Raw genomic sequence first — 21885 nt, forward strand, 5'->3', positions numbered from 1 at the left:
GTCGCATTTTGGGCCCCATTTTGTCGACTTGGGACCCTTTTGTGTTCGGAATTGGAAAACGCGGTGATGAAGCGGATCGGATCCGGCGCCAGCACCGCCGCCTGCAAAGTGAGCTGAACCGGCGGCGCGCCTCCCCCTACCGGCCTCAGGCCCGGCGGATCGGTGCATCTCAAAAAAGTGGTTTACCCGCGATATTCCGCCCCAAAAGTTTGGCGCTGTTTTGCGCTCTCACCCTTACTGGCGCCGGTGCCTATCTGGTGCTCGACGGTGAGCCCAGGGCAGTAAGTCCTGAGGTTGTCGGGCGCACGCCCCTGATCCTACCTGGCCAGGATCCCACTGTGCAGCCACGTCAGATCCCTTCAAGTTCAACGAAGGACGAGTTGGTACAGGCTGTTGAGTCCGAGGAGCCCATTCTTGAGGTCGGTGAAACGGCGGAGAGCGTGGATGAAGCATTCCTGGCGAAGGACGCAGACCGGGATCCGCTTCCTGAAGCGTTTGAAGAGAGTGAGACAGCTTCCGAACGCGGTTGGTTTAGCTGGCTGTGGGGACGGGATGAACCTCTGGTTGATGAGTTGGCGGTTCAAGAGCCCGTGGCTGGATCTGTCGAAGTGACTCGCGACGTCATTGATGTCACGGCACAGACAGAGCTTCCCGCACGTAAAGTAAAGTCTGATGGTGCGACGGATGCGGCGGAGGGCGAACCGATCCCTGCTGGCAATGAGGACAGCGCAGCCCTAACGGATGAGGCTCTGCTTGCTCAGGGCAGTGATAGCTTCCAACCTGAACCGGTTTCCGAAGTGTCGGAGCGCGGCTTGTTGAGCCGTCTGTTGGGACGAGGGGAGGCTAAGGTCGATGAGTCGGCTGAGTGGGAGGTTGACTCTGAGCTGGCGGTCGATGTTCAGTCCGAGTCCGATGCGCCAGATGAAGGGATCATCAAGGCTGATGATATGAAGGGATCTGTGGAGATGCCTGAGCTAGAGCTTGCTGCTTCGACGCAGGAGGAACCGTCGGTTCAGGAGGCTGAGAACGTCGTTTCTGAAGCGCTGCCTGAGGTGGAGTCCGAGCGCGGTTGGTTTAGCTGGCTGTGGACTCCAGAGGAACCCCTGGTAGAGGAGTCGGTCGCGTTCGAAGGGGTAACTTCGGAGCTTTTGGATGTGGCATTGGAACTGGGTGAGTTCGATCACCTGCCATTGACCCTGCACCCGGCAAGTCGGGAATATACGGTAGCAAAGGGCGATACCCTAAGTCAGATCTTCAGTCGTCTTGGCCTGGGCCAACGACAGATGTACCAGGTGATCGAGGCGGATTACGCCTATCTGGCCCTGGATACTATCAACCCGGGCAACCATCTGAAATTCTGGGTGGATGAAGCGAATAACAGCCTGGAGAAACTTGAGGTCGTGTTTGATCGCTCTCACCAGATCAGCTATCAGCGGCACAAGGACACCTACGAGGTTGAAGAGACTCTGCTCGAGGGTGAGTGGATCGCCACCTCCAGCGAGATCGAGATCCACGGTAGTTTCTCCAGTGCGGCGTCTCGCGCCGGCTTGCGCAGCAGTGAGGTGCAGCAGATCACCAGTCTGTTTAACGACAAATTGGATTTTCGCCGCCAACTGCGTGCCGGTGACAAGGTTCGCGTGTTGCGCGAAGCCCAGTTCATCGAGCAGGAGCTGACCGGTAAGCAGCGTCTGCTCGCCGTGGAGTTTCTCGGCCGTAACTGGAGTTCGACCGCCTATCTGCACAATGACGGCAGTTACTACGATGAAGATGGTCAGAGCCTGAATCGGGCTTTTGTGCGTCATCCGATCAGCGGTAATCACAGGATCAGCTCCCGCTTCAACCCAAGGCGTTTGCATCCGGTGACCAAGCGGGTCTCTCCCCATAACGGGACCGATTATGCGGCGCCCACGGGCACGCCTATCCTGGCGGCGGGGGATGGTGTGATCAGCCGGGTAGAGAACCATCCCATTGCCGGTAAATATGTGGTGATCGATCATGGCAACAAGTACCGAAGCCGCTACCTGCATATGTCGCGGATCGACGTTCGTCGTGGTCAAAGTGTCGAGCGGGGCCAGCGGATCGGTGCCGTGGGTGCCACCGGGCGGGTCACCGGGGCCCACCTGCACTATGAGCTGCATATTAACGGCCGGGCGGTGGACTCCATGACCGCTAACATCCCCATGGCCACCTCGGTGCCCTCTAAGGATCGTCAGGCGTTCCTGGCCCAGGTGTACCAGTACCAGAGCCAGATGACGGATCTGATTGCCCAGGTTAACCAGCGCCCGGGACCGGAGCCTGACAATCGGCAGCGCGCCGACTGAGCCAGTTGTTGGGCCTAACAGAGAAAAAAGCGTAAGCCTTAACCGGCTTACGCTTTTTTGTTTCTGTTCGGGAAGGGGATGCGGTGAGGGCTCTTGTTCCGAAGGCGCTGCTAGGTTTTAGGATTGCTGCGCTGCTAGGCAGAGCCCGATCGAACGGCAGCAAGTTGGCCAAAAGGAGTCATTCGGGGTTTCGATCACTCTGACCCCTTGAACTCATTGAACTCTCCTTGAACTCTACCGGGGGAAGAGCCGGCAACAATAAGGCCTCTGAACACGTGCTCAGAGGCCTTTTTATGGGTTTGTATTTAGCAAAGCGAACGGCTCAACAGGGGCCTAAAGGGGTTATTGGGCGGAGTCGATGACCAACTGGGTGATGTCGCCGGCCAGGCCCGGCTGATCCAGACGGAAGCTGACTTGCTTGCCGGACTTTCTGATCTCATTGACGTTGAAGTGCAGCTGGGAGATCACATCCCCCCACTGGTAGCCAAACAGAGTCTGGCCGGACTGCAGGTGCTCGGTAATGTTGTACTCGGAGGCGTAACCGGTCATGACACCATTAACGACACGGTTAGGGGCATCGTGAGGAACGGTTACCGGCACGCCATTGAGTTTGATCAGGCCGTTCATCACACTGGTCGGCTCTTTCAGGTGGCTAGTGTAGTAGGAGGCGTGGATGAAACGGTCTTCCGGGTTGATGTTGCCGCCGGTGTGCAGGTTGGTGTAGAGGCCTTGCTCCTCTTTTGCGCCCCAGCTACGTTGAGCACGGTCCAGGCTGGCCAGGTGCACATCGAAGTCCGGCTGGTTGGTCATCACGTTGTATTGTGGGCCGTGCCAGATCTTGGATCCGCCGTCGCGGAATTCGATGACGGCGGAATCGCCGGAGACATCCTGCAGGCTGAAATGGATGTTCAACGCCATATCGATACCCGGAATGGTTTCGGTCACGCCCGGGTTGGCCTGAATGTACTCAACCGCTTCGGCGACATTGGCAAACTGAGAGATCAGGTGCTGCAGGTAGTGGATCACGCCAACATCACTCGGCTGCTTGCTATCCTTAACAACCATATTGTTATCAAACAGAACGTTACCGCCCAGACCCGCGCTGTTGGTGGCGTTGGACAGGGCGCCATAGGTCAGCAGGCCGGTGACATCGTATTTGGCGTCGTAGGTGTAGTCGCCGCCCAGGTTGGCTTTGTAGGTGGTGCCCTTTGGGTAGTTGATCAGGGTAACGCCGGTGGGCTCCAGCCAGTCCATGGTGCGGCTGACGAAGGTGCCGTGTTCTTGAGTATCCCAGAGTACTCGAGTACAGGCGTCGGCAGCGGTGGTGGCGCCAACGGCGAAGACGCCACAGATCATGCTTTTTAACAGGTTGGGTTTCATGGTGACCAATTCTCTTTCTGGGGATTGTTAGGGTATTGGCCCAAGCATGCCCCACAAAGCTGACCGATCAAACTGCACAATGAACGATAATCCCCATCAAGTGGTCCTTGGTTGAAAATGCTGCTCGGCGCAGGCCTGGATCACGCCGATCAGGGCGTTCTCCCTCAACTTATGGGGATAAAACAGGGATAGCCCGAGCGAAGGCGGGGTGGCGATCTCGTCGATTTTCAGCTCATGGAGTGTGCCGTTGGACACATGGAGCTGGGCCAGTTCGCGATGGATGACGGTCCAGCCACTGTGTTTCACCATCTCGATCAGCATGTCGGGATCACTGATCAGGTGATGTTGCGGTGAGAGCCGAAACAGCGCCGGGGCAAAGCGGACGTAGTCTTCACAAACGTATTGTTTTTCGGCGGCGAGATCTTCGATGGACAGTCTTGGCACGTTGCGCAAGTCGCTGCCACTACCGGCATAAAACCCCATCTGGCTATAGCCTACATGGCGAAAGGCGATCTCCTTCGGGGGGAAGTAGCTGGCGTTGTTATGGGGCATAAAGGCGATGGCATTGGGACTGCGCTGTAGTTGTTCAAACACCGCCTCTCTTTCACCCAATAGCCAGTTTGTCCGAACGTTGGGGGAGTGTGCCGTGATCGCTTGCTCTATCTTGATGGCCAGTGATCGGGGTAAAAAACCATCGTGGTGGATGGTTAACTCCAGCAAGGCCTCATTGAACAGCAATTCAAACGAGCGGGTGAGCTTCTCGGTGCTGTGCAGCAGGTGCTTGGATTGGGCATAGATATGGTCGGCCGCGGTGGTCGGTTGTGCGCGTTTACCGACGATCTCGAACAGGGAGACATCATAGGTGTCCTCAATGGCCCGAACCTGTTCGCGGATGGTGGTTCGATCTTTGTGCAGCTTTCTGCCTGCGGCACTAAAGCTCTTCTCTTCGTAGGTGGCACAAAATGCCACCAGAAGCTCGTAGGAAAACATGGCCGATACTCCTTGAGTCGTGCAATCAGTTCTGATTTTGATTTGTTTTTCCGTTGACGAATGCTGCTTTCGTCAGGGCTTCGGAATCGGCGTGATGCTCGGTGTCCGTGAGGGCTTTGCAGCGATCACATGACTAAGCTGTCTGCCTGCAGGTTAAGGAGCGCCAAGGCACTGGCGATCTCGTCGTTGAGTTCGTCCCCCTGCGCGAAAAACAGGCAGATACCCTGGCAGGAATCTCGTGTCGCTGCCCGCAACTGCTTGGTGACACTGGCAGCCCGTGGATAGAGCTTATGGGCGGCCTGTGTCGGCGTGGCTTTGCGCCCTTCGACGGTAAACAGGGCCACGCCTATGGTGTCCTCCAGTGTCATTACATGCTCTCGGATGGTACTGCGCTCCTTGCTGGTCGCGCGGGCGGCGGCGCTGTAGGAGCCATGTTGAAACACCAGGGTAAAGGCGTGGCTCTGCTCTATCGATATCATCAACTGGATTGGTTGAGTTAGGGGGTAAATCATTCTAACTCGGTTCAAGGGGTCAGAGTCATTGAAATTCCCAGTGACTCCTTTGTGGCGAAATCAGCCCATCCCAGGCAGTTTCAACAAGGTTGAGCTTCGCTGGCGCTCTATTCAACCAAAGGAGTGGTGCCTTTCGAGTTGCGAGGCTCTGGGGTGAGTGTGTGTTTTATTGATGCGCTTGCCCGCGCCTGTTGACTTGAATGGGATTTCAGCGAAATCTGACATTGTCAGCCTGTGTGATATCTCGACAGGACGGTTCCAGGGATAGGAACCCAGGGCAACGATCGGGTTCGGGTTCGGGCGGGTTGCTTTTGGGATTGCAAGGGATGTTGTAGGAAATCGAACATGAATGTACTCGGTGATCGGCGTGCTCATCACGCCACGGGCTTTACTCTGATTGAACTGGTTATTGTGATCTTGTTGCTGGGCATCTTGTCGGTGACGGCCCTGCCCAAATTTCTCTCGCTACGCAGCGATGCTCAAGAGGCGTCGCTTGAGGGTTTGGTCGGGGCGATCTCCGGTGCATCCTCGCTTGTTTCAATGAAGGCGATGGTGCAAGGGGTGACGACCGGTGATATCGATATCGGCGGCGAGATCGTGCCGGTTGAACAGGGCTATATGGTTGGCCTGGGACGCAGTTCGTTACTCAAGGCTGTCGAGATCACTGATGTGACCACAGGACTGGAGATCACGGATCCCTGTATCTCAAGTTTCTGTACCCGGGGAAATGTCACCCACATGGCGGATCTACCTGAGGCCCTGGGGGGAAGAGGCGTGTATATCTGGCCTAAGGACCGCACCGTGGCTGAGCAGTGCTACGCCTACTATTACAATCTGGGAGATGGCAGTGAGCCACTGATTGGCAAGGTCATTACCGGTTGTTGAGTGCCGACGCCGATGGCGTTTATGTAAACTGTGCTGCGCTGCCCTGGGAAGGTTGTTTGTCCAAAACCTTTGCTATCAGCACTGGTTGTCGATCCCCTGATGCATGGCCGAGACGGTGGCATGGTGGCTGGCATTATCTTCGAGCGGCGGATGGTGGAGATCCAGGGTGACGGTGAATTCCCCTTCGTCGTAGACCAGTTCACAGGGGTAACCCAGGCCCTTGAGCAGGCGTAGCATGGGGTGATTTTCCGAGTGGACCAGGGCGATCACCTTGGTCACTCCCCATTGTCGGCCGATGGCCATGAGTTGGCTGTTGAGCAGACGGCCAAGCCCTTTGTGTTGCAGCTCATCCACGACCAGGCAGGAGAGTTCGGCAACATCGGAATCGGCGGTTGCACGGATCAGGCGACCGGCTGCGGCCAGGCGTTGTTCCGGCCCCCACAGTAGTACGAGGGCCAGGTGGGTGTCACTGTCAACGTCGGTGTAGCGCGCCAGTTGTTCCAGGCTGGGTTGCTGGATCACGCGGAAGAAACGCATGTAGAGGGTGCGTTGGGAGAGGGTGGGGTAGATCTCGAGCATCTCGTATTTGTCATCAGGCTGAATACTGCGGATCACCACGGGGACGCCTTGCCGTGTTTGGCAGTTAAGGTAGATCCGGCTGGGTTCGAGTCCGCTGGGATCTGTGGTCGTTTCGGCCGCCTGCATACGAGTCTCCAAATGGGTACGGGGGCAGTATAGTCACTGTTGGTGGAATGTTAACGGGATCTTCCTCCCAATTTGGCAGCGGTGTGGTGAAAATTTAGTCACGCCATGGTCGGCGGCGCAGAGGGGGCCTGTGCCGCCAGCGATAGCGCATAGAGGATCACTGTATTTCTCCTATGTAAACGCTGTATGTCCCGACCCCTTGTGGAAGCAACTGACTTCCTGTTATAGCAATGGAAGATTTGGGCTGTGGCCGTTATATTGCGGACTGAGAGGTTGACTTGAAAAACGTTCCCCTTCAGCTTTTTATCGGATAGTTTGCAGCCTAGGATATCGAATCAACCCGCAGGGAGCCGTGTTCGCTCCGCGGAAAGGGAACTTTCAATGTTATATATTAGAGCGTTCGGACTGGTTTTATTGGGCTTGCTGTCCATTGACGCTAATTCTGCCAGTTTCGACTGTGAGATGGCTTACAGCAAGATAGAGTTTGCTATTTGCGAAAATGTGGCGCTGTCTGAACTGGACAGTCAAATGGCATCGCAATATTGGGCTCTGCTTAATGTGGCTCAGGACTTGCAAAAATCATTGATCAAAACCAAGCAGAAGGAGTGGATCCGAGTAAGAAACCAAACCTGCTCCCAAGCGCAACCTAGGTGTTTAATATCCCTATATCGCCAGCAAATTGCTTATCTGAGTGCGGCTTCTTCCTTTTTCAATCAAAAAGAGTCAATTACATCGAAGTTGGAGCAGAACAACTTTGAGCTGGGGCCGTTGAGATCATTGGGCCTGTTGATCGAGGCGGGCAGTTCGACGAGTTACGATGAGTTTGTCGCTTCAGAGCCGTTCAATCGGATCAGCGGGCAGGGCAAGGCGTTGATCAAAGAGTATTGGAGCAGTCGGATTGGTGTCTATCAGATCAGTGCCGACCTCAGTGGCGATGGCGTTGACGAGCATCTGGTATTTCAAAGCCAAGGTGGGGCAAAGTGCTTGCGGCCCTTTGTGATCACTCAGCAGGCAAGTGAGTTGAGGGCCACGCCATTAGCCTCCTTAGAGGGTGGCGAGTCGGCCTTTTGTCGCAGCAAACTGATGTTGATGCAAGTTGGCAAAGGCCATAAGCTGCTAAATCTCACTCGCACCAACAGTTGGATAAACCTGGATGTTTATGGCTACGTCAACGGCGACTTGGACATTATCTATACAAGGCGATATGTCGCGAAACTGAGCTACCAGGCTCCTAAGAGGAGCCATGTCAATACGTCATTCGCTTGGGTATTGAATAATCTGGATGCCATTGAGCATGCGATCAATCAGAGAGTGCAGGTCGAATACTCCGCTTTGCAGCTAGAGAAGGTGGCGGAGTGGAAAAACGGCGAGAGCTATTACCTGGATGTCAGCGGTAGCGGGCAACTGGATGAGTTTACCTTTGTGGATGACAAGTTAAGCATCAGAATGCTGTCGGGAGATTTTACTCCTCTCAATGAATATTGGGAGCTAAAGAAGTGGGTTGAAGGCTCTAGCCATTATCACTCCGCATTGAACATCTATAGCGCCAAATACCTGTTCTTTGTCGACGGCGATGCGCTTTACATGGCGTACTGGAGTAATGCCGAGCGTGGATGGCGCCAGAGCAATGACCAGCTCATGTTCCTATATCGACTGGGAGGGGAGAGTCCGGTCTATATCAGCGCATTGAGGCTTACGGCAACACCAAAATACTCATCCGAGCCCTAGCTGACGGTGTCGACACAGGGTAATGTAGGAGAAAATGGGCGCTGATAAGGCAGGTTGAGAGCAGTAGAGTTAAAATGCACTTTCGGACTTGCGTTTCTCTTTAGTCTTATTTGTGCGCGGTTTGTTTCTACAGAGCTGTTTATGGCCTGTGGCGGATGTTCCGCTACAGGCACTTTATATTGCTGGCTTGCATTTCAAGTAGCTGTCGCATACCGGACTTTCCGACTTTGATTAACAGTGAAGAAAGATCTCTGTTAGTTCGCAAAACTTTAAGCAACGACAAACGGCCCGAATCGCGGGCCGTTTGTCGTTTAGAGCTGGTCTTTTTTTCTGTGGGCCTAATCGGTGGCGCGATTGAGCCGGGTGCCGATCAGATCGTCCAGGACGGATGGGTCGGCCAGGGTGCTGGAGTCCCCCAAGGCGCTGACTTCGTCGGCGGCGATCTTGCGCAGGAAGCGGCGCATGATCTTACCGGAACGGGTCTTGGGCAGGCCGGGTGCCCACTGGATCAGATCCGGTGAGGCGAGGGCGCCGATCTCGGAGCGAACCCATTGGCGCAGTTGCTGGCGCAGCTCTTCCGTTTGCTCTACGCCCTGATTCAGGGTGACGTAGGCGTAGATCCCCTGGCCCTTGATGTCATGGGGATACCCCACCACCGCAGCCTCCGCGACCAGTTCGTGGGCCACCAGGGCGGACTCGATCTCGGCGGTGCCCAGACGGTGGCCGGAGACGTTGATCACGTCATCCACCCGGCCTGTGATCCAGTAATAGCCGTCCTCGTCCCGCTTGGCCCCGTCACCGGTAAAGTACATGCCGCGGAAAGTTTTAAAGTAGGTCAGGACAAAGCGGTCGTGATCCCCGTAGACGCTGCGCATCTGTCCTGGCCAGGAGTCCAGCAGCACCAGGTTGCCTTCGCCGGGGCCTTCGATCAGGTTGCCCATGTTGTCGACCAGGGCCGGTTGTACGCCGAAGAAGGGTCGGCTGGCACTGCCGGGCTTGAGATCGGTCGCCCCGGGCAGGGGAGTGATCAGGCAGCCACCGGTTTCGGTTTGCCACCAGGTGTCGACAATGGGGCAGCGCTCTTTGCCAATGACCTCGTGGTACCAGCGCCAGGCTTCCGGATTGATCGGCTCGCCGACGCTGCCCATGATCCGCAGGCTGGAGCCGTCGTAATCGCTGAATTGCTCGGCCCCCTGGGCCATCAGTGCCCGGATCAGGGTGGGGGCGGTATACAGGGTGTTGACCTGGTGGCGGTCGATCATCTCGCCGAGGCGGGCTGGAGATGGGTAGTTGGGGACCCCTTCGTGCATCAGCATGGTAGCCCCGTTGGCCAGGGGGCCGTATACCATGTAAGAGTGACCGGTGATCCAGCCGACATCGGCGGTACACCAATAGACTTCCCCTTCCCGGTAGTCAAAGACGTATTCATGGGTCATGGAGGCGTACACCATGTAACCGCCGGTGGTGTGCAGCACCCCTTTGGGTTGGCCAGTGGAGCCTGAGGTGTAGAGGATAAAGAGGGGGTCCTCTGCGCCCATTTCCCGCGGATCACAATGCTCGGAGGAGAGGGCCATGAGGTCGTGCCACCAGATATCCCGGCCCGGTTCGTGATTGACGCTTTCGTTGCCGGTGCGCTTGAGTACGATCACCTTCTCGATGGTGGTGACGTCCGGGCTTTCCAGTGCGACATCTATGTTGGCCTTTAGCGGGATCACGCGGCCGCCACGAACCCCTTCGTCGGCGGTGATCACGATCTTGGACTGGCCGTCCTGGATGCGGCTGGCGATGGAGTCCGGTGAGAAACCGCCGAAGATCACCGAGTGAACGGCGCCGATCCGCGCGCAGGCCAGCATGGCGACGGCGGCTTCCGGCACCATGGGCATGTAGATGGTGACCACGTCGCCGCGACGGACGCCTTGGGATTTGAGGGCATTGGAAAACTTACAGACTTCGGTATGCAGCTCGGTATAGGTGAGGGTGCGCTGCTCGCTGGCATCATCCCCTTCCCAGATGATGGCGGTCTGATCGCCGCGCTGCTCCAGGTGGCGATCGAGGCAGTTATAGCTGGCATTCAGGGTGCCGTCGTAGAACCACTTGATGTACAGGTTATGATCGTCAAAGGAGACCTTGCGGATCTTACTGTAGTCCTTAAACCAGCTGATCCTCTGTCCATGCTCGCGCCAAAACCCCTCCGGGTTGACGATGGACTCCTGGTACATCTTGCGATACTGCTCTTCGTTGACTTTTGCCGATCCGGCCAGCTGGGGGCTGACGGGATAGAGAGACTGCGTCGTCATTCGGGTTTCCCTCTCCGTTCCAATGGTGTGTAGCAAGTCTTTCAGCCAGGGGGAAAGCCAGCCATTAGACCATGGTCTATTCGCCAAGTTGTACTACCAGGTGCGTGCATCCTTTGACCCGGTTGCCTTTGCTGGCACACTGTCGGCAAGGAAACTTTGCCAGTGAACGGCCCATGCTCTCCAACTACAGTGTTCTGCTTATCTGCTTGTTGTACATCACCTTGCTGTTTTTTGTCGCCTGGGGCGGGGACCGCTTCATGGGACGGATCCGGGGGCGTACGGCGGTGTGGATCTACGGCCTGTCTTTGGCGGTGTACTGCTCCAGTTGGAGTATCCTGGGAACGGTCGGCCAGGCGGCCCGGGAGCCCTGGGCGTTTCTGCCCATCTACATCGGACCCATCCTGTTGTTTACCGTGGGCTTTGGCTTTATCCGAAAGCTGGTGACCGTGGCCCGGGCCCAGAACATCACTTCGGTGGCGGACTTTATCGCCGCCCGGTATGGCAAGTCCCAGTTGCTGGCGGCCCTGGTGACCCTGATCGCCACCCTGGGCTTGATGCCCTATATGGCGCTGCAGCTCAAGGCATCCGTGGTGTCGCTGGGTCTGTTTCATGCCGGTGAGCGACTGAACGACAATGTGTTGGCGTTGGCGATCACTTTGACCCTGGCACTGTTTGCCATCTTGTTTGGCACGCGAAAGCTGGACGCCACCGAGCACAATCCGGGGATGATCCTGGCGGTGGCGTTTGAGTCTGTGGTGAAGCTGTTGGCGTTTATTGCGGTGGGGATCGTATTGATCTTCTCAGTGTTCGATGGCCCCTGGGACGTGCTGCAACAGGCACGCAGCCTGGGTGTTGCGCCACCAATGCAGCTGGATCTGGCGGAGCTGGCACCGGAGGTGATGATCTCCATGGCCGCCTTTGTCTGTCTGCCGCGGATCTTCCATGTAATGGTGGTCGAGTGCGATGACAGCGATCATATCGAACGGGCCCGGTGGTTGCTGCCGCTCTACCTGGTCGCGATAGCCATCTTTGTCATTCCCCTGGCCCTGGCGGGCCGAGTGCTGCTGGCGGATCTGGTGCCCTCTGACACCTATGTGATCAATTTGCCCTTGGCGATCGAGGCAGACTGGTTGGCGGTGATCGCCCTCCTGGGCACCATCTCAGCAGCAAGCTCCATGGTGATTGTGGCCGTGGTGACCGTGTCGATCATGATCAGCAATGAATGGCTGGTTCCCATGCTGTTGCGGGCAGGCCGGATCCGAGGCAAGAACTTCGATCAGTTCTCCGCCCGCCTGCTTAACGCTCGACGGGTGATCATTGTGGTCCTGCTGTTGGCGGCCTTTGGCGCTTATCAGACCATAGGTAACGAGGACTCCCTGGCGAGGATCGGTATGCTGGCGTTCGGTGCTTTTGCTCAGTTGGCCCCGGGGTTGGTGGGGGCCCTGTACTGGAAGGGAGGCCACAGAAACGGCGTATTGGCGGGGCTGGCAGTGGGCTTTGCCGGTTGGTCGTTTGTCATGCTCAAGCCGATGCTGGGGCTTACCGGCATAGAGTTATTGGGGCTGAGTAAGGATATGAGTCAGGTCTTGCTGGTGCTGCTCCTTAACTGGGGCACCTTTGTGTTGGTCTCCATGGTTTCCCATGCCTCGATGAGTGAGCGGATCCAGGCCTCAGCCTTTACTCAGCAACCGGGACGAAGCCGTAACAATCAGCGTCGTAACGGCAATGTCAGCCAACAGGATCTGCTGTTGCTGGCCAGCCGCTTTGTCGGCCCGGGAAGGGCTTACCAGTCCTTCGCCCGGGATTTTCCGACGGCCATTGCCCGCGAGACCTGGAACAAGGCGGCGCAGCCGCGCATGGTGGAGCATACCGAGCGTTTGATCGCCTCGGTGCTGGGGGCCTCGTCGGCGGCCACTGTGCTCGACAGCGTAACCCAGGGGCGGGATCTGGCGTTGGACGAGGTGTTTTCCCTGGTGGATGAGGCCAGTGCCAAGATCCTGATGAGTCAGGATCAGATGCGTGGTGCCATCGAGCATGCCTTCGAAGGGATCAGTGTGGTGGATGCCGATCTGAACCTGGTGGCCTGGAATCGGCGTTACGAGGAGCTGTTCGAGTATCCTGAGGGGTATCTGCAGATGGGCATGCCGGTGGCCGAGATCATCCGATATAACGCGGAGCTGGGACGGTGTGGCCCAGGAGCGGTAGATGATCACGTCGCCAAGCGGGTTAACTATATGCGCTCGGGCTCGGCCCATACGTCGGAGCGACAGCGAAGAGATGGTCGGGTGATACGTATGCGGGGCAACCCGATGCCTGGAGGGGGGTTCGTCATGACTTTCTCCGACATCACCGATTTTAAAGCCCACGAGGCGGCACTTAAGGAGGCCAATGAAAACCTGGAGGCCCGGGTCGCCGAGCGGACATCGGAGCTGGTGCAACTCAATGCTCGCTTGTTGGAGGCTAAGTCGGCGGAGCAAAAGGCGAATCAGTCAAAAACCCGTTTCCTGGCTGCCGTGGGTCACGATCTGATGCAGCCACTCAATGCCGCCCGCTTGTTTACCGCGTCCCTGATGCAGGGCGATACCCTCAATGATGAGGATCGTAAAACCGTTGCTTACATCTCGGGCTCGCTCAAGGGGGCGGGGGAGATGCTCTCGGATCTGTTGGATATCTCCAAGCTTGAAGCCGGTACCATGGCGGTCAACCGTAAGGTGGTTAACCTAACAACTGTGTTGCGCCCATTGATGGTGGAGTTTGATGCCATGGCAGCCAATGAAGGGCTGCGTTTTGGTCATCATTTGAGGGATCTGTCCGTGGACACGGATCCGACCCTGCTGCGGCGCATCGTACAAAATTTCCTGACCAACGCCCTGCGTTATACCAAGACGGGACGGATCCTGCTGGCGTGTCGAAAACGGGGCGGGGAGGTGGAGATCCAAGTGTTTGATACCGGGTGTGGGATCGCTCAGGAAAGTGTGGCCGAGATCTTTAAAGAGTTTCGTCAGCTCGATACGGAAGGAGAGCGGGTTGGATTGGGGCTGGGACTGGCCATTGCCGATCGCATCTCTCAGGTGTTATCTCATCCCTTGAATGTGCGCTCCGAACTGGGCCGCGGTTCCATGTTCTCCGTCCGGGTGCCTCTGGCTCAATACCAGGTGGAAGCGGTGGGGTTGGCACACCTGACGGCCCGTTCCTTGCCACTCAAAGGGGTCAAGGTGCTGTGTATCGATAACGAGGACGCCATTCTGGCGGGCCTGTCCAGTTTGCTCAATCGTTGGCAGTGTCAGGTGGTAACGGCGAAAGATCTGGGCGAAGCCAGGATCCAGCTGGGTCTCAAGGGCTTTGCACCGGACATCATGCTGGCGGATTACCATCTGGATCACGGCCAGACCGGATTGGCAGCGATGGAGCGGTTAAGGGAGCTGTACGGGGACACTCTGCCGGGCATTCTGATCACCGCCGATACCCGTAAGGAGTTGATGGAGGAAGTCGAGTCCAAAGGCTTTGGCTTTATGGCCAAGATGGTGAGGCCAGCCGCTTTGAGGGCCATGATCTCGGCGTCATTAAAATCATGATAGAGCGGGAGGGAGCGATAAGGGGATTCCAGTCCCTGATGTTTGTTTACAAAACGTTATCGCGTTTTACGTCCACAGGATTGCACCGCTTCGGAATGAAGGTGATAGTAGCGCAAGTGGATGCTTAAACGGCAGCCCCGGGCCGGTGAGGGTCTGGGCTCATCGTGGCAATGATCTAAGGGATGTAGGGATGACAATCGCCCATTGGCAATGGACTTTGGTGGCCTCGGCAGCGGCCATCGGCTTAAGTGGCTGCAGTAACCCGCAGGTAGCGGAACAACCTGAGGCGCGTCGGCCCAATGTGGTTTTGCTGTTCGCCGATGACATGGGATATGCCGATGCAGGTTTTCAGGAGCTGAGCCGGGATGTCGTCACCCCAAACATGGATCGGCTGGCGGCGGATGGGGCGATCTTTACCTCAGGCTATGTTACCGCCAGTGTGTGTGGACCGTCACGAGCCGGGATGTTGAGCGGCCGCTATCAGCAGCGGTTTGGCTACCACGATAACACCGCGCCCTTTACCCGGGATCAGGACAAACCCCTGGGGCTGGATCTCAGTGTTAGGACCATGGGGAACTATCTGCAGGACGCCGGTTATCAGACCGGAATGGTGGGTAAGTGGCACGATGCCGAGCAGCAGGCGTATTGGCCTCACAACCGTGGCTTCGACGAATTCTTCGGCTTTAACAATGGCGCGGCAACCTATTATGTCGGGCCGATGAACCAGGCTAAGTTCGACTACAAACCGGAAGCGGCGGTCTATCGCAATGGCGAGTTGGTGGATAACTTCGATCAGTACCTGACGGACAAGTTTGGTGATGAGGCGGTGGAATACATCGACCGACATAAGGAGCAGCCCTTCTTCCTTTATGTGGCCTTTAACGCCATCCATAGTCCGATGGAGGTGCGCCAGGTCGATCTGGATCGTTTCGCCCACATCGAAGATGAAGGCCGTCGCAAGTCTCTGGCCATGAACTACAACATGGATGAAAATATCGGCAAGATCCTGGACAAACTGGAAGCCGAAGGCCTGATGGAGGATACCCTGATCCTCTACCTGTCCGACAATGGCGGAAAGCCGAACGATAATTTCTCCCTGAATACGCCGTTACGGGGCGAGAAGAACAGTTTCTGGGAGGGGGGGATCCGCATCCCCTTCACCGCCACCTGGAAGGGTGTCATTCCCTCGGGTCAACGCATCGATGAGCCGGTGATCTCACTGGATATTCTTCCTACCTTTTTGGCTGCAGCCGGGGTAGAGGCACAGCCACAATGGCAACTGGAAGGGGAGAACCTGTTGCCCCTGTTGACCGGCGAACGCAAACGGCTGGCGGACCGATACTTCTATTGGAATGACAGCCGCAGTTGGGCGATACGGGATCGCCACTGGAAACTCCATCAGCCCAAAGCAGCCGGTTCCGCACAGACAGCCAGACTGTTTTACCTGAGTGAGGATATGGCCGAGCAGCGCGAGGTGTCTGCAATGCATCCAGGGCAGGCGCAACGACTGCTGGCGGCATATCAAGCCTGGGACGCCAACAATGAGTTGCCGCGCTGGGGGAGAGATCCTAAGGTGTTCCCCCATTACAATGGGCTGCACAGTCATCTTGAGCGCCGTGCTCAGGGCCAGGCCCGGGTGCTGGAAGATGAGGCCAATGAGCGGCGCCGCGCCAAGGCCCGTGCGATTATTGATAGCAAGGCCATGCGCTAGTCCCTGAAACGTTTCATCACGTGCCCGCTTCGGCGGGTTTTTTTTTGTTTCGTTTTGGCCTTTGCTGTTTGTAAAAATGTATGTGGCTCTAGTCAGTTGGGTAAAACCACTTGTTTCCCTGTGGCGGCCAGATTAGTGTCATCGCACTGAAATATTCAGCCATGTACGAACAAGAACAAGAGCCAAGAACCAGGCCTTTCCATTTCTATGCAGTAAGGAAAATTCTATGACCTTCCCTCGATGGCAGCCGACCCTGATCAGCAGTGCCGCGTTGCTGGGTTTAGCGGGGTGCTCTGTTGGCACTCAATCCCCCGAGGCGCCTGAAGAACCACGCCGCCCCAATCTTGTCCTCCTGTTTGCCGATGATCTCGGCTATGCCGATGCCGGGTTCCAGAACATCAGTCAGGATGTGGAAACCCCCAATATGGATCGCCTGGCCATGGAGGGAGTCCGTTTTACGGCTGGCTATGTGACGGCTGCGGTCTGCGGTCCCTCTAGAGTCGGCCTGATGACCGGTCGCTATCAGCAGCGTTTTGGTTACCTGGATAATACTGCGCCCTATTCCCGCAATGCCGAAGGGGTCGTCGGTCTGGATCCCCGCGTACCAACCATGGGCAGCTATCTGTCCAAGGAAGGCTACCGGACTGGGATCATTGGTAAGTGGCATGATGCTGAGCCTGAAGAGTACTGGCCTCATAATCGTGGATTCGATGAGTTCTTCGGTTTCAACAATGGCGCGGCCACCTACTATGTCGGGCCGATGAACCAAGCCAAGTTTGACTACAAGCGGGAAGCGGCCATCTATCGCAACGGCGATCTGGTCGACAACTTTGATCAGTACCTGACCGATAAGTTTGGCGATGAGGCGGTGGACTACATCGAGCGCAACAAAGAGGAGCCCTTCCTCCTCTACGTCGCCTTTAATGCGATCCACAGTCCCATGGAGCCCAAGCAAGTCGATATGGATCGCTTTGCCCATATTGAAGATGAAGGTCGTCGAAAGGCGGTGGCCATGAACTACAACATGGACGAGAACATCGGCAAGATCCTCGACAAGCTGGAAGCCGAAGGCTTGATGGAGGATACCCTCATTGTCTTCCTGTCCGATAACGGTGGCAAATTCAACGATAACTCCTCCCTCAATACGCCGCTGCGGGGGGAGAAGAACAGTTATTGGGATGGCGGGATCCGAATTCCCTTCACCGCAACCTGGCAAGGCACCATTGAGGCTGGTCAGGTGATCGAGGAGCCGGTGATCGCTCTGGATATTCTGCCCACCTTCCTGGCCGCTGCAGGCATTGAACAGGAGGAGAACTGGCAACTGGAAGGAGAAAGCTTGCTGCCCTTGCTGACTGGCAAGCGTGATCAACTGGATGACCGTTTCCTGTTCTGGGCCAATACCCGTGGCTGGGCGGTACGGGATCGAGAGTGGAAGCTGCATAACGAAAATTATCGTCGTGACGACCAGTCTCCGGTGCTGTTCAACCTGCTGGAGGATATGGAGGAGCAGCATGAGCTGTCCGCTCAGCACCCTGAACAGTTGGAGCGCCTGCAGGCGGCCTTTGATGCGTGGGATGGCGATAACATGCCTTCCCAATGGGGTCGTAATCGTGCCGAATACCCCTACTACAATGGCCACCACCAAGTAGAAGAGCGCCGTGCCCGGGGGAAAGCCGCCCGGCAAGAGGCCGAGGCGGCCAATGAGGTTCGCCGCGCCAAGGCCCGGGCCATCATCGATGCCAAAGCCGAGGCTCAGTGAGGCTCGGCTGTAGAGTGTCAAAAGCCCGCTTCGGCGGGCTTTTTGCTGTCTGCCAGTGGCGCCGCTGGGTGGCCACGATATTAGGGCCAGACCCGGGGGTATGCCATAATGCTCGCGAATTTTGACTGGGAAGAGCATGAGTCGTTTAGAGAAAGAGGTGGCCCTGGCCCTGTCCGAGGGGGGGCTGCTGGCCCAGGGGATCCCGGGGTTCCGCCCCCGCGCCGTTCAGCAGCAACTGGCCGCTGCCACGGCGGCCAATATTAGCGGTGGGGGCACTCTGCTGGCGGAGGCGGGCACGGGGATCGGCAAGACCTTTGCCTACCTGATCCCGGCCCTGCTCAGTGGACGCAAGGCCCTGATCAGCACTGGCAGTAAGAACCTGCAGGATCAGCTCTATTTTAAAGATCTTCCCGCGATCCTTTCCCTGTTGGAGCGGCCCCCCCAAGTCGCCCTGCTTAAAGGGCGGGCCAACTACCTGTGTCATTACCACCTGGGCCGTCGCTTGATGGATCTGCCGGACGATCCCCAGATTGTGGATCACCTGATGCGGATCCGTGCGTGGGCCAATGGTTCGCCCAGCGGAGACTTTGCCGAGCTTAACTCCGTGCCCGAAGGCAGCATCGCCATTGCAATGGCGGGCTCCAACAACGATAACTGCCTGGGGAAGAAGTGCCCGGAGTATGATCGTTGCTGTCTGCAGCGGGCCCGCAGGAAAGCCGCCGAGGCGGATCTTGTGGTGATCAACCACCACCTTTTCTTTGCCGATATGGCGCTTAAGGAGACAGGATTTGCCGAGATCTTGCCGTCCGCCGAGCTGTTCGTATTTGATGAAGCGCACCAGCTGCCGGACATCGCCCTGAGCCATTTTGCCGAAAGTGTGTCGAGCCGACAGATCCGGGATCTGAGCCGGGAGATGGCGCGGGCCTACCTGACCCGCCTGCGTGACTGCCGCCAATTGCAGGGGTGTGCCACCCGGCTGGATGCGGCGACGGCGGATCTGCTGGATCTGCTGGAGCGCGACGGCGGACGGGACTGGCGGGTGCTAAAAGAGAAGCCACAGGTGGCCTCGGCGCTGGCGGCCTTGGACGAAGGGCTGCGTTTTGCCCGGCGAGTGTTGGAAGGCCAGTTGGGACGGGATGAGATGCTGGATCTGACGTTCGAACGGCTGGATCCCCTGCTGGCCCGACTGAGCCATTTTCTCTCTCCGGACCATCACTCCTTGACCGTAGAGTGTCATCGGGGACACTTCACCCTAAGGGCCTGTCCCCTGTCGGTGGCGCAAAAATGTCGGGAGTTTTACGGCCGGTATCGGGGCAGTTGGCTCTTTACCTCGGCAACGCTGACGGTGGCCGGAGAGTTTGCCCACTTCAAGAGTCAACTGGGGCTGGGTGAGCCCACCGAGCTGGTCTTGGACTCCCCCTTTGATTATGCCAAACAGGCGCTGTTGTGCGTGCCGCGTTATCTACCGGAGCCGGGGAGGGTAGAGGTGGCCGGGCCCTTGGCCGAGGTGGCCGAAAAGTTAGTGGAAGCGGCGGATGGACGGACCTTCCTTCTGTTCACCAGTTACCGAATGATGCACGAGGTCGGCGCTCTTCTGGCGAAACGGCTCGATCGGCCCATACTGGTGCAGGGTATGGGTTCCAAACGCATGTTGCTTGACCGGTTTACTCAGTTAGGCAATGCGGTGCTGTTGGGGACCGCCAGTTTCTGGGAAGGGGTCGACGTTAGAGGCAAGGCGTTGTCCTGTGTTATGATCGATAAACTCCCCTTTGTTTCTCCGGATGATCCCTTGGTTAAGGCGCGTAGCGACGCGGTCTTGCTGCGGGGCGGTGATCCCTTCCACGAGGTGCAGATCCCCCAAGCGGTGATCGCCCTCAAACAGGGTGTCGGTCGCTTGATCCGGGGAGAAGGCGATGAAGGTGTCCTGGTGATCTGTGATCCCCGTTTGGTCCATCGGCCCTATGGCAAGCTGTTTCTGGCCAGCCTGCCGCCGATGCGCCGTACCCGGGATCTGGCCCAGGCCCTGAGCCGGTTAAATACGATCTGATGTGGCCCGCGGTAAGGCGGGTGACAAGTTGAGAGAAAGTTGATGTCTGAAAAGATCCTGGTGATCGACACCGCCACTGAGAACTGCTCGGCGGCCCTGTATGTAGATGGCGTGGTAAGCGCCGAGGCCACCGAAGCGCCCCGAGAGCACAGCCAGCGTATTCTGCCCATGGTGGATGGTTTACTGGCCGAGGCCGGATTGAAATTGACGGACCTGGATGCCATCGCTTTTGGCCGAGGCCCGGGCAGTTTTACCGGCATTCGGATCGGCACCTCTATGATGCAGGGACTGGCCATGGGGGCTCAGTTGCCGGTGTTGCCTCTGTCCAACCTGGCCACCATGGCCCAGGGCGCGATTGATCAGGGGGCCACCGAGGTGGTCGCGGCCATCGATGCCCGCATGGGCGAGGTGTATTTTGGCCACTATGTGGCACAGGACGGCCTCGCCGTGCTCAAGGGGGAGGAGCAGGTCCTCTCCCCTGAACAATTGAAGCAGCAGTGGCAGGTAGGCAAGGACGTGGTGGCCGTTGGCACCGGTTTTGAAGCCTACCCAGAGTTGGCCAGTGAGCCGGGTCTTGCCATCAACACCGAGTGTCGGCTGCCCACGGCCGAGATGATGTTGCCATTGGCCCTGGATCAGTGGCGCCGTGGTGGGGCGATGGATGTGATGGATGTTGAACCGGTTTACCTGCGAAACACAGTGGCCTGGAAAAAACTGCCCGGTCGAGAGTAAACTGATACCAGGTGCCCTTAATGAGCTTCCAGGATGCAAACGACGCCGCTTCATAGCAGTCTGATCCCGCTAAAACCTGAGTCGGGCCGAAGCTCGACTCAGATCGCCAAAGCCCCGCCAGAGCGGGGGGCTTTGGATCGTCCCGTCTCGCAGGTCCTGTTGCCGGCCGATGCACAAGGTTGGCAGGATTGGCAAAGTGGCCGGGCACGACTGCAGCAGGACAGGCCTGAACATGCTGGGCTGGATCTGTACCAAGCCATTGCCGATGATGGCCTCAGACAGAGGCTGCAACAGATGGTTGGGGTCGATCTCTACGTGTGAGCTTGCCTGGCAGCGCTAAGCTGGTAGGTTGGGCACACACCTCTAAGGAGATAGCCCATGAAACGCCAAACCCTGCTCCTTGTCTCTCTGCTGTTTTCTTCCTGCCTGTCATTCGCCGTGCCGACGGATCCCCATGTGTTGCACTTGCAGCAACTGGTCGATGGCCCCCATCGGAGTCAGGCCAATATCGACCGGAATATTTACCGCCACCCGGTGGAAACCCTGACGTTTTTTGGATTGCATCCTCATATGCGGGTGATAGAGCTGTGGCCGGGCAATGGTTGGTATAGTGAGATCCTGGCGCCATTCCTGAAAGAGCAGGGGCGTTTTACCGCGGCCAGCTTTGAACTTTCCCCTCCTGCCGGTGTGAAGACACCGACCTATCGTCTGCGCATCGGCCGGGAGTACCGGCAGAAGCTGGAGGCGGATCCATTTCACTATGGCGCGGTGACCCTGATCCCGTTCGATCCGCCGCGGAAAACCGAGTTGGGGATCGAGGCCACGGCAGACATGGTGCTGACTTTCCGTAACCTGCATAACTGGGCGAAAGAGGGGCAGTTGGAAACGGTGTTTCGCTCGGTGTGGGAGGTACTCTCCCCTGGGGGCGTGTTCGGCGTGGTGGAGCACAGGGGCGATCCGGGTGAAAACTATCGCTCTGGTTATATGGAGCAGGAGGCGGTGATCGCTCTGGCCAAAGACGTGGGTTTCCACCTGGCGGCCACCAGTGAGATCAACGCCAATCCCAAAGATCCCAAAGACCACCCCAAGGGGGTCTGGACCCTGCCTCCCTCGCTGCGACTGGGCGAACAGGATCGGGCCAGGTATCTGGCCATAGGGGAATCGGATCGTATGACCCTAAAATTCTTTAAGCCTGATTTCTAAAGTGATCTTTAACGTAACTATAACTGGCCCAACCAGAAAA

15 protein-coding genes are annotated in these 21885 nt (G+C 57.3%); 10 read left to right on the forward strand and 5 right to left on the reverse strand.

The window, feature by feature from the left end:
* The first annotated feature begins 41 nt into the window (after positions 1-41).
* Entirely contained in the window at positions 42-2321 is a 2280-nt protein-coding gene (locus tag AC2D8U_RS03880) for a peptidoglycan DD-metalloendopeptidase family protein (RefSeq protein ID WP_484617734.1), read from the forward strand.
* 342 nt (positions 2322-2663) lie between these two features.
* On the opposite strand, the gene AC2D8U_RS03885 is transcribed toward AC2D8U_RS03880, so the two are convergent.
* From AC2D8U_RS03885 to AC2D8U_RS03895, 3 genes are all read right to left on the reverse strand, one after another.
* Entirely contained in the window at positions 2664-3701 is a 1038-nt protein-coding gene (locus tag AC2D8U_RS03885) for a linear amide C-N hydrolase (RefSeq protein WP_484617735.1), read from the reverse strand.
* 96 nt (positions 3702-3797) lie between these two features.
* On the reverse strand, positions 3798-4691 hold the full coding sequence (locus tag AC2D8U_RS03890; RefSeq protein ID WP_484617736.1) for a LysR family transcriptional regulator: 894 nt from the start codon (positions 4689-4691) through the stop codon (positions 3798-3800).
* Between the two features lie 125 nt (positions 4692-4816).
* Positions 4817-5203 (reverse strand): LysR family transcriptional regulator, encoded by a 387-nt coding sequence (locus AC2D8U_RS03895; protein WP_484617737.1) that lies wholly within the window; start codon positions 5201-5203, stop codon positions 4817-4819.
* 345 nt (positions 5204-5548) lie between these two features.
* On the opposite strand from AC2D8U_RS03895, the gene AC2D8U_RS03900 reads away from it, so the two are divergent.
* On the forward strand, positions 5549-6088 hold the full coding sequence (locus AC2D8U_RS03900) for a type II secretion system protein (RefSeq protein ID WP_484617738.1): 540 nt from the start codon (positions 5549-5551) through the stop codon (positions 6086-6088).
* 75 nt (positions 6089-6163) lie between these two features.
* Here AC2D8U_RS03900 and AC2D8U_RS03905 read toward each other — a convergent pair whose 3' ends face one another.
* Positions 6164-6793 carry a GNAT family N-acetyltransferase gene (locus AC2D8U_RS03905; RefSeq protein WP_484617739.1) on the reverse strand — a complete coding sequence of 210 codons (630 nt, stop codon included), beginning with the start codon at positions 6791-6793 and terminating at the stop codon, positions 6164-6166.
* 381 nt (positions 6794-7174) lie between these two features.
* On the opposite strand from AC2D8U_RS03905, the gene AC2D8U_RS03910 reads away from it, so the two are divergent.
* Positions 7175-8521 (forward strand): lysozyme inhibitor LprI family protein, encoded by a 1347-nt coding sequence (locus AC2D8U_RS03910; protein ID WP_484617740.1) that lies wholly within the window; start codon positions 7175-7177, stop codon positions 8519-8521.
* A gap of 338 nt (positions 8522-8859) precedes the next feature.
* Here AC2D8U_RS03910 and acs read toward each other — a convergent pair whose 3' ends face one another.
* Positions 8860-10818 (reverse strand): acetate--CoA ligase, encoded by a 1959-nt coding sequence (acs, locus tag AC2D8U_RS03915; RefSeq protein ID WP_484617741.1) that lies wholly within the window; start codon positions 10816-10818, stop codon positions 8860-8862.
* Positions 10819-10991: 173 nt separating this feature from the next.
* Between acs and AC2D8U_RS03920 the strand changes: the two genes are divergently transcribed.
* The 7 genes from AC2D8U_RS03920 to AC2D8U_RS03950 all read left to right on the forward strand — a co-directional run bounded on the left by AC2D8U_RS03920 (position 10992) and on the right by AC2D8U_RS03950 (position 21845).
* Positions 10992-14393 carry a PAS domain-containing hybrid sensor histidine kinase/response regulator gene (locus AC2D8U_RS03920; RefSeq protein ID WP_484618381.1) on the forward strand — a complete coding sequence of 1134 codons (3402 nt, stop codon included), beginning with the start codon at positions 10992-10994 and terminating at the stop codon, positions 14391-14393.
* Positions 14394-14583: 190 nt separating this feature from the next.
* Complete coding sequence (locus tag AC2D8U_RS03925; protein ID WP_484617742.1) at positions 14584-16104, forward strand: sulfatase-like hydrolase/transferase; 1521 nt, start codon at positions 14584-14586, stop codon at positions 16102-16104.
* A 226-nt stretch (positions 16105-16330) separates the two neighbouring features.
* A complete protein-coding gene (locus AC2D8U_RS03930) occupies positions 16331-17863 on the forward strand; it encodes a sulfatase-like hydrolase/transferase (protein ID WP_484617743.1) in 1533 nt (510 codons plus the stop codon).
* 136 nt (positions 17864-17999) lie between these two features.
* Complete coding sequence (gene yoaA / locus AC2D8U_RS03935; protein WP_484617744.1) at positions 18000-19910, forward strand: DNA repair helicase YoaA; 1911 nt, start codon at positions 18000-18002, stop codon at positions 19908-19910.
* A gap of 42 nt (positions 19911-19952) precedes the next feature.
* On the forward strand, positions 19953-20642 hold the full coding sequence (gene tsaB, locus AC2D8U_RS03940) for a tRNA (adenosine(37)-N6)-threonylcarbamoyltransferase complex dimerization subunit type 1 TsaB (protein WP_484617745.1): 690 nt from the start codon (positions 19953-19955) through the stop codon (positions 20640-20642).
* Between the two features lie 33 nt (positions 20643-20675).
* Entirely contained in the window at positions 20676-20963 is a 288-nt protein-coding gene (locus AC2D8U_RS03945; protein ID WP_484617746.1) for a hypothetical protein, read from the forward strand.
* Positions 20964-21020: 57 nt separating this feature from the next.
* Positions 21021-21845: a class I SAM-dependent methyltransferase gene (locus AC2D8U_RS03950; RefSeq protein ID WP_484617747.1), complete on the forward strand. Its 825-nt coding sequence runs from the start codon at positions 21021-21023 to the stop codon at positions 21843-21845.
* Positions 21846-21885: the final 40 nt, after the last annotated feature.

The organism is Ferrimonas sp. YIN67 (assembly GCF_057219095.1).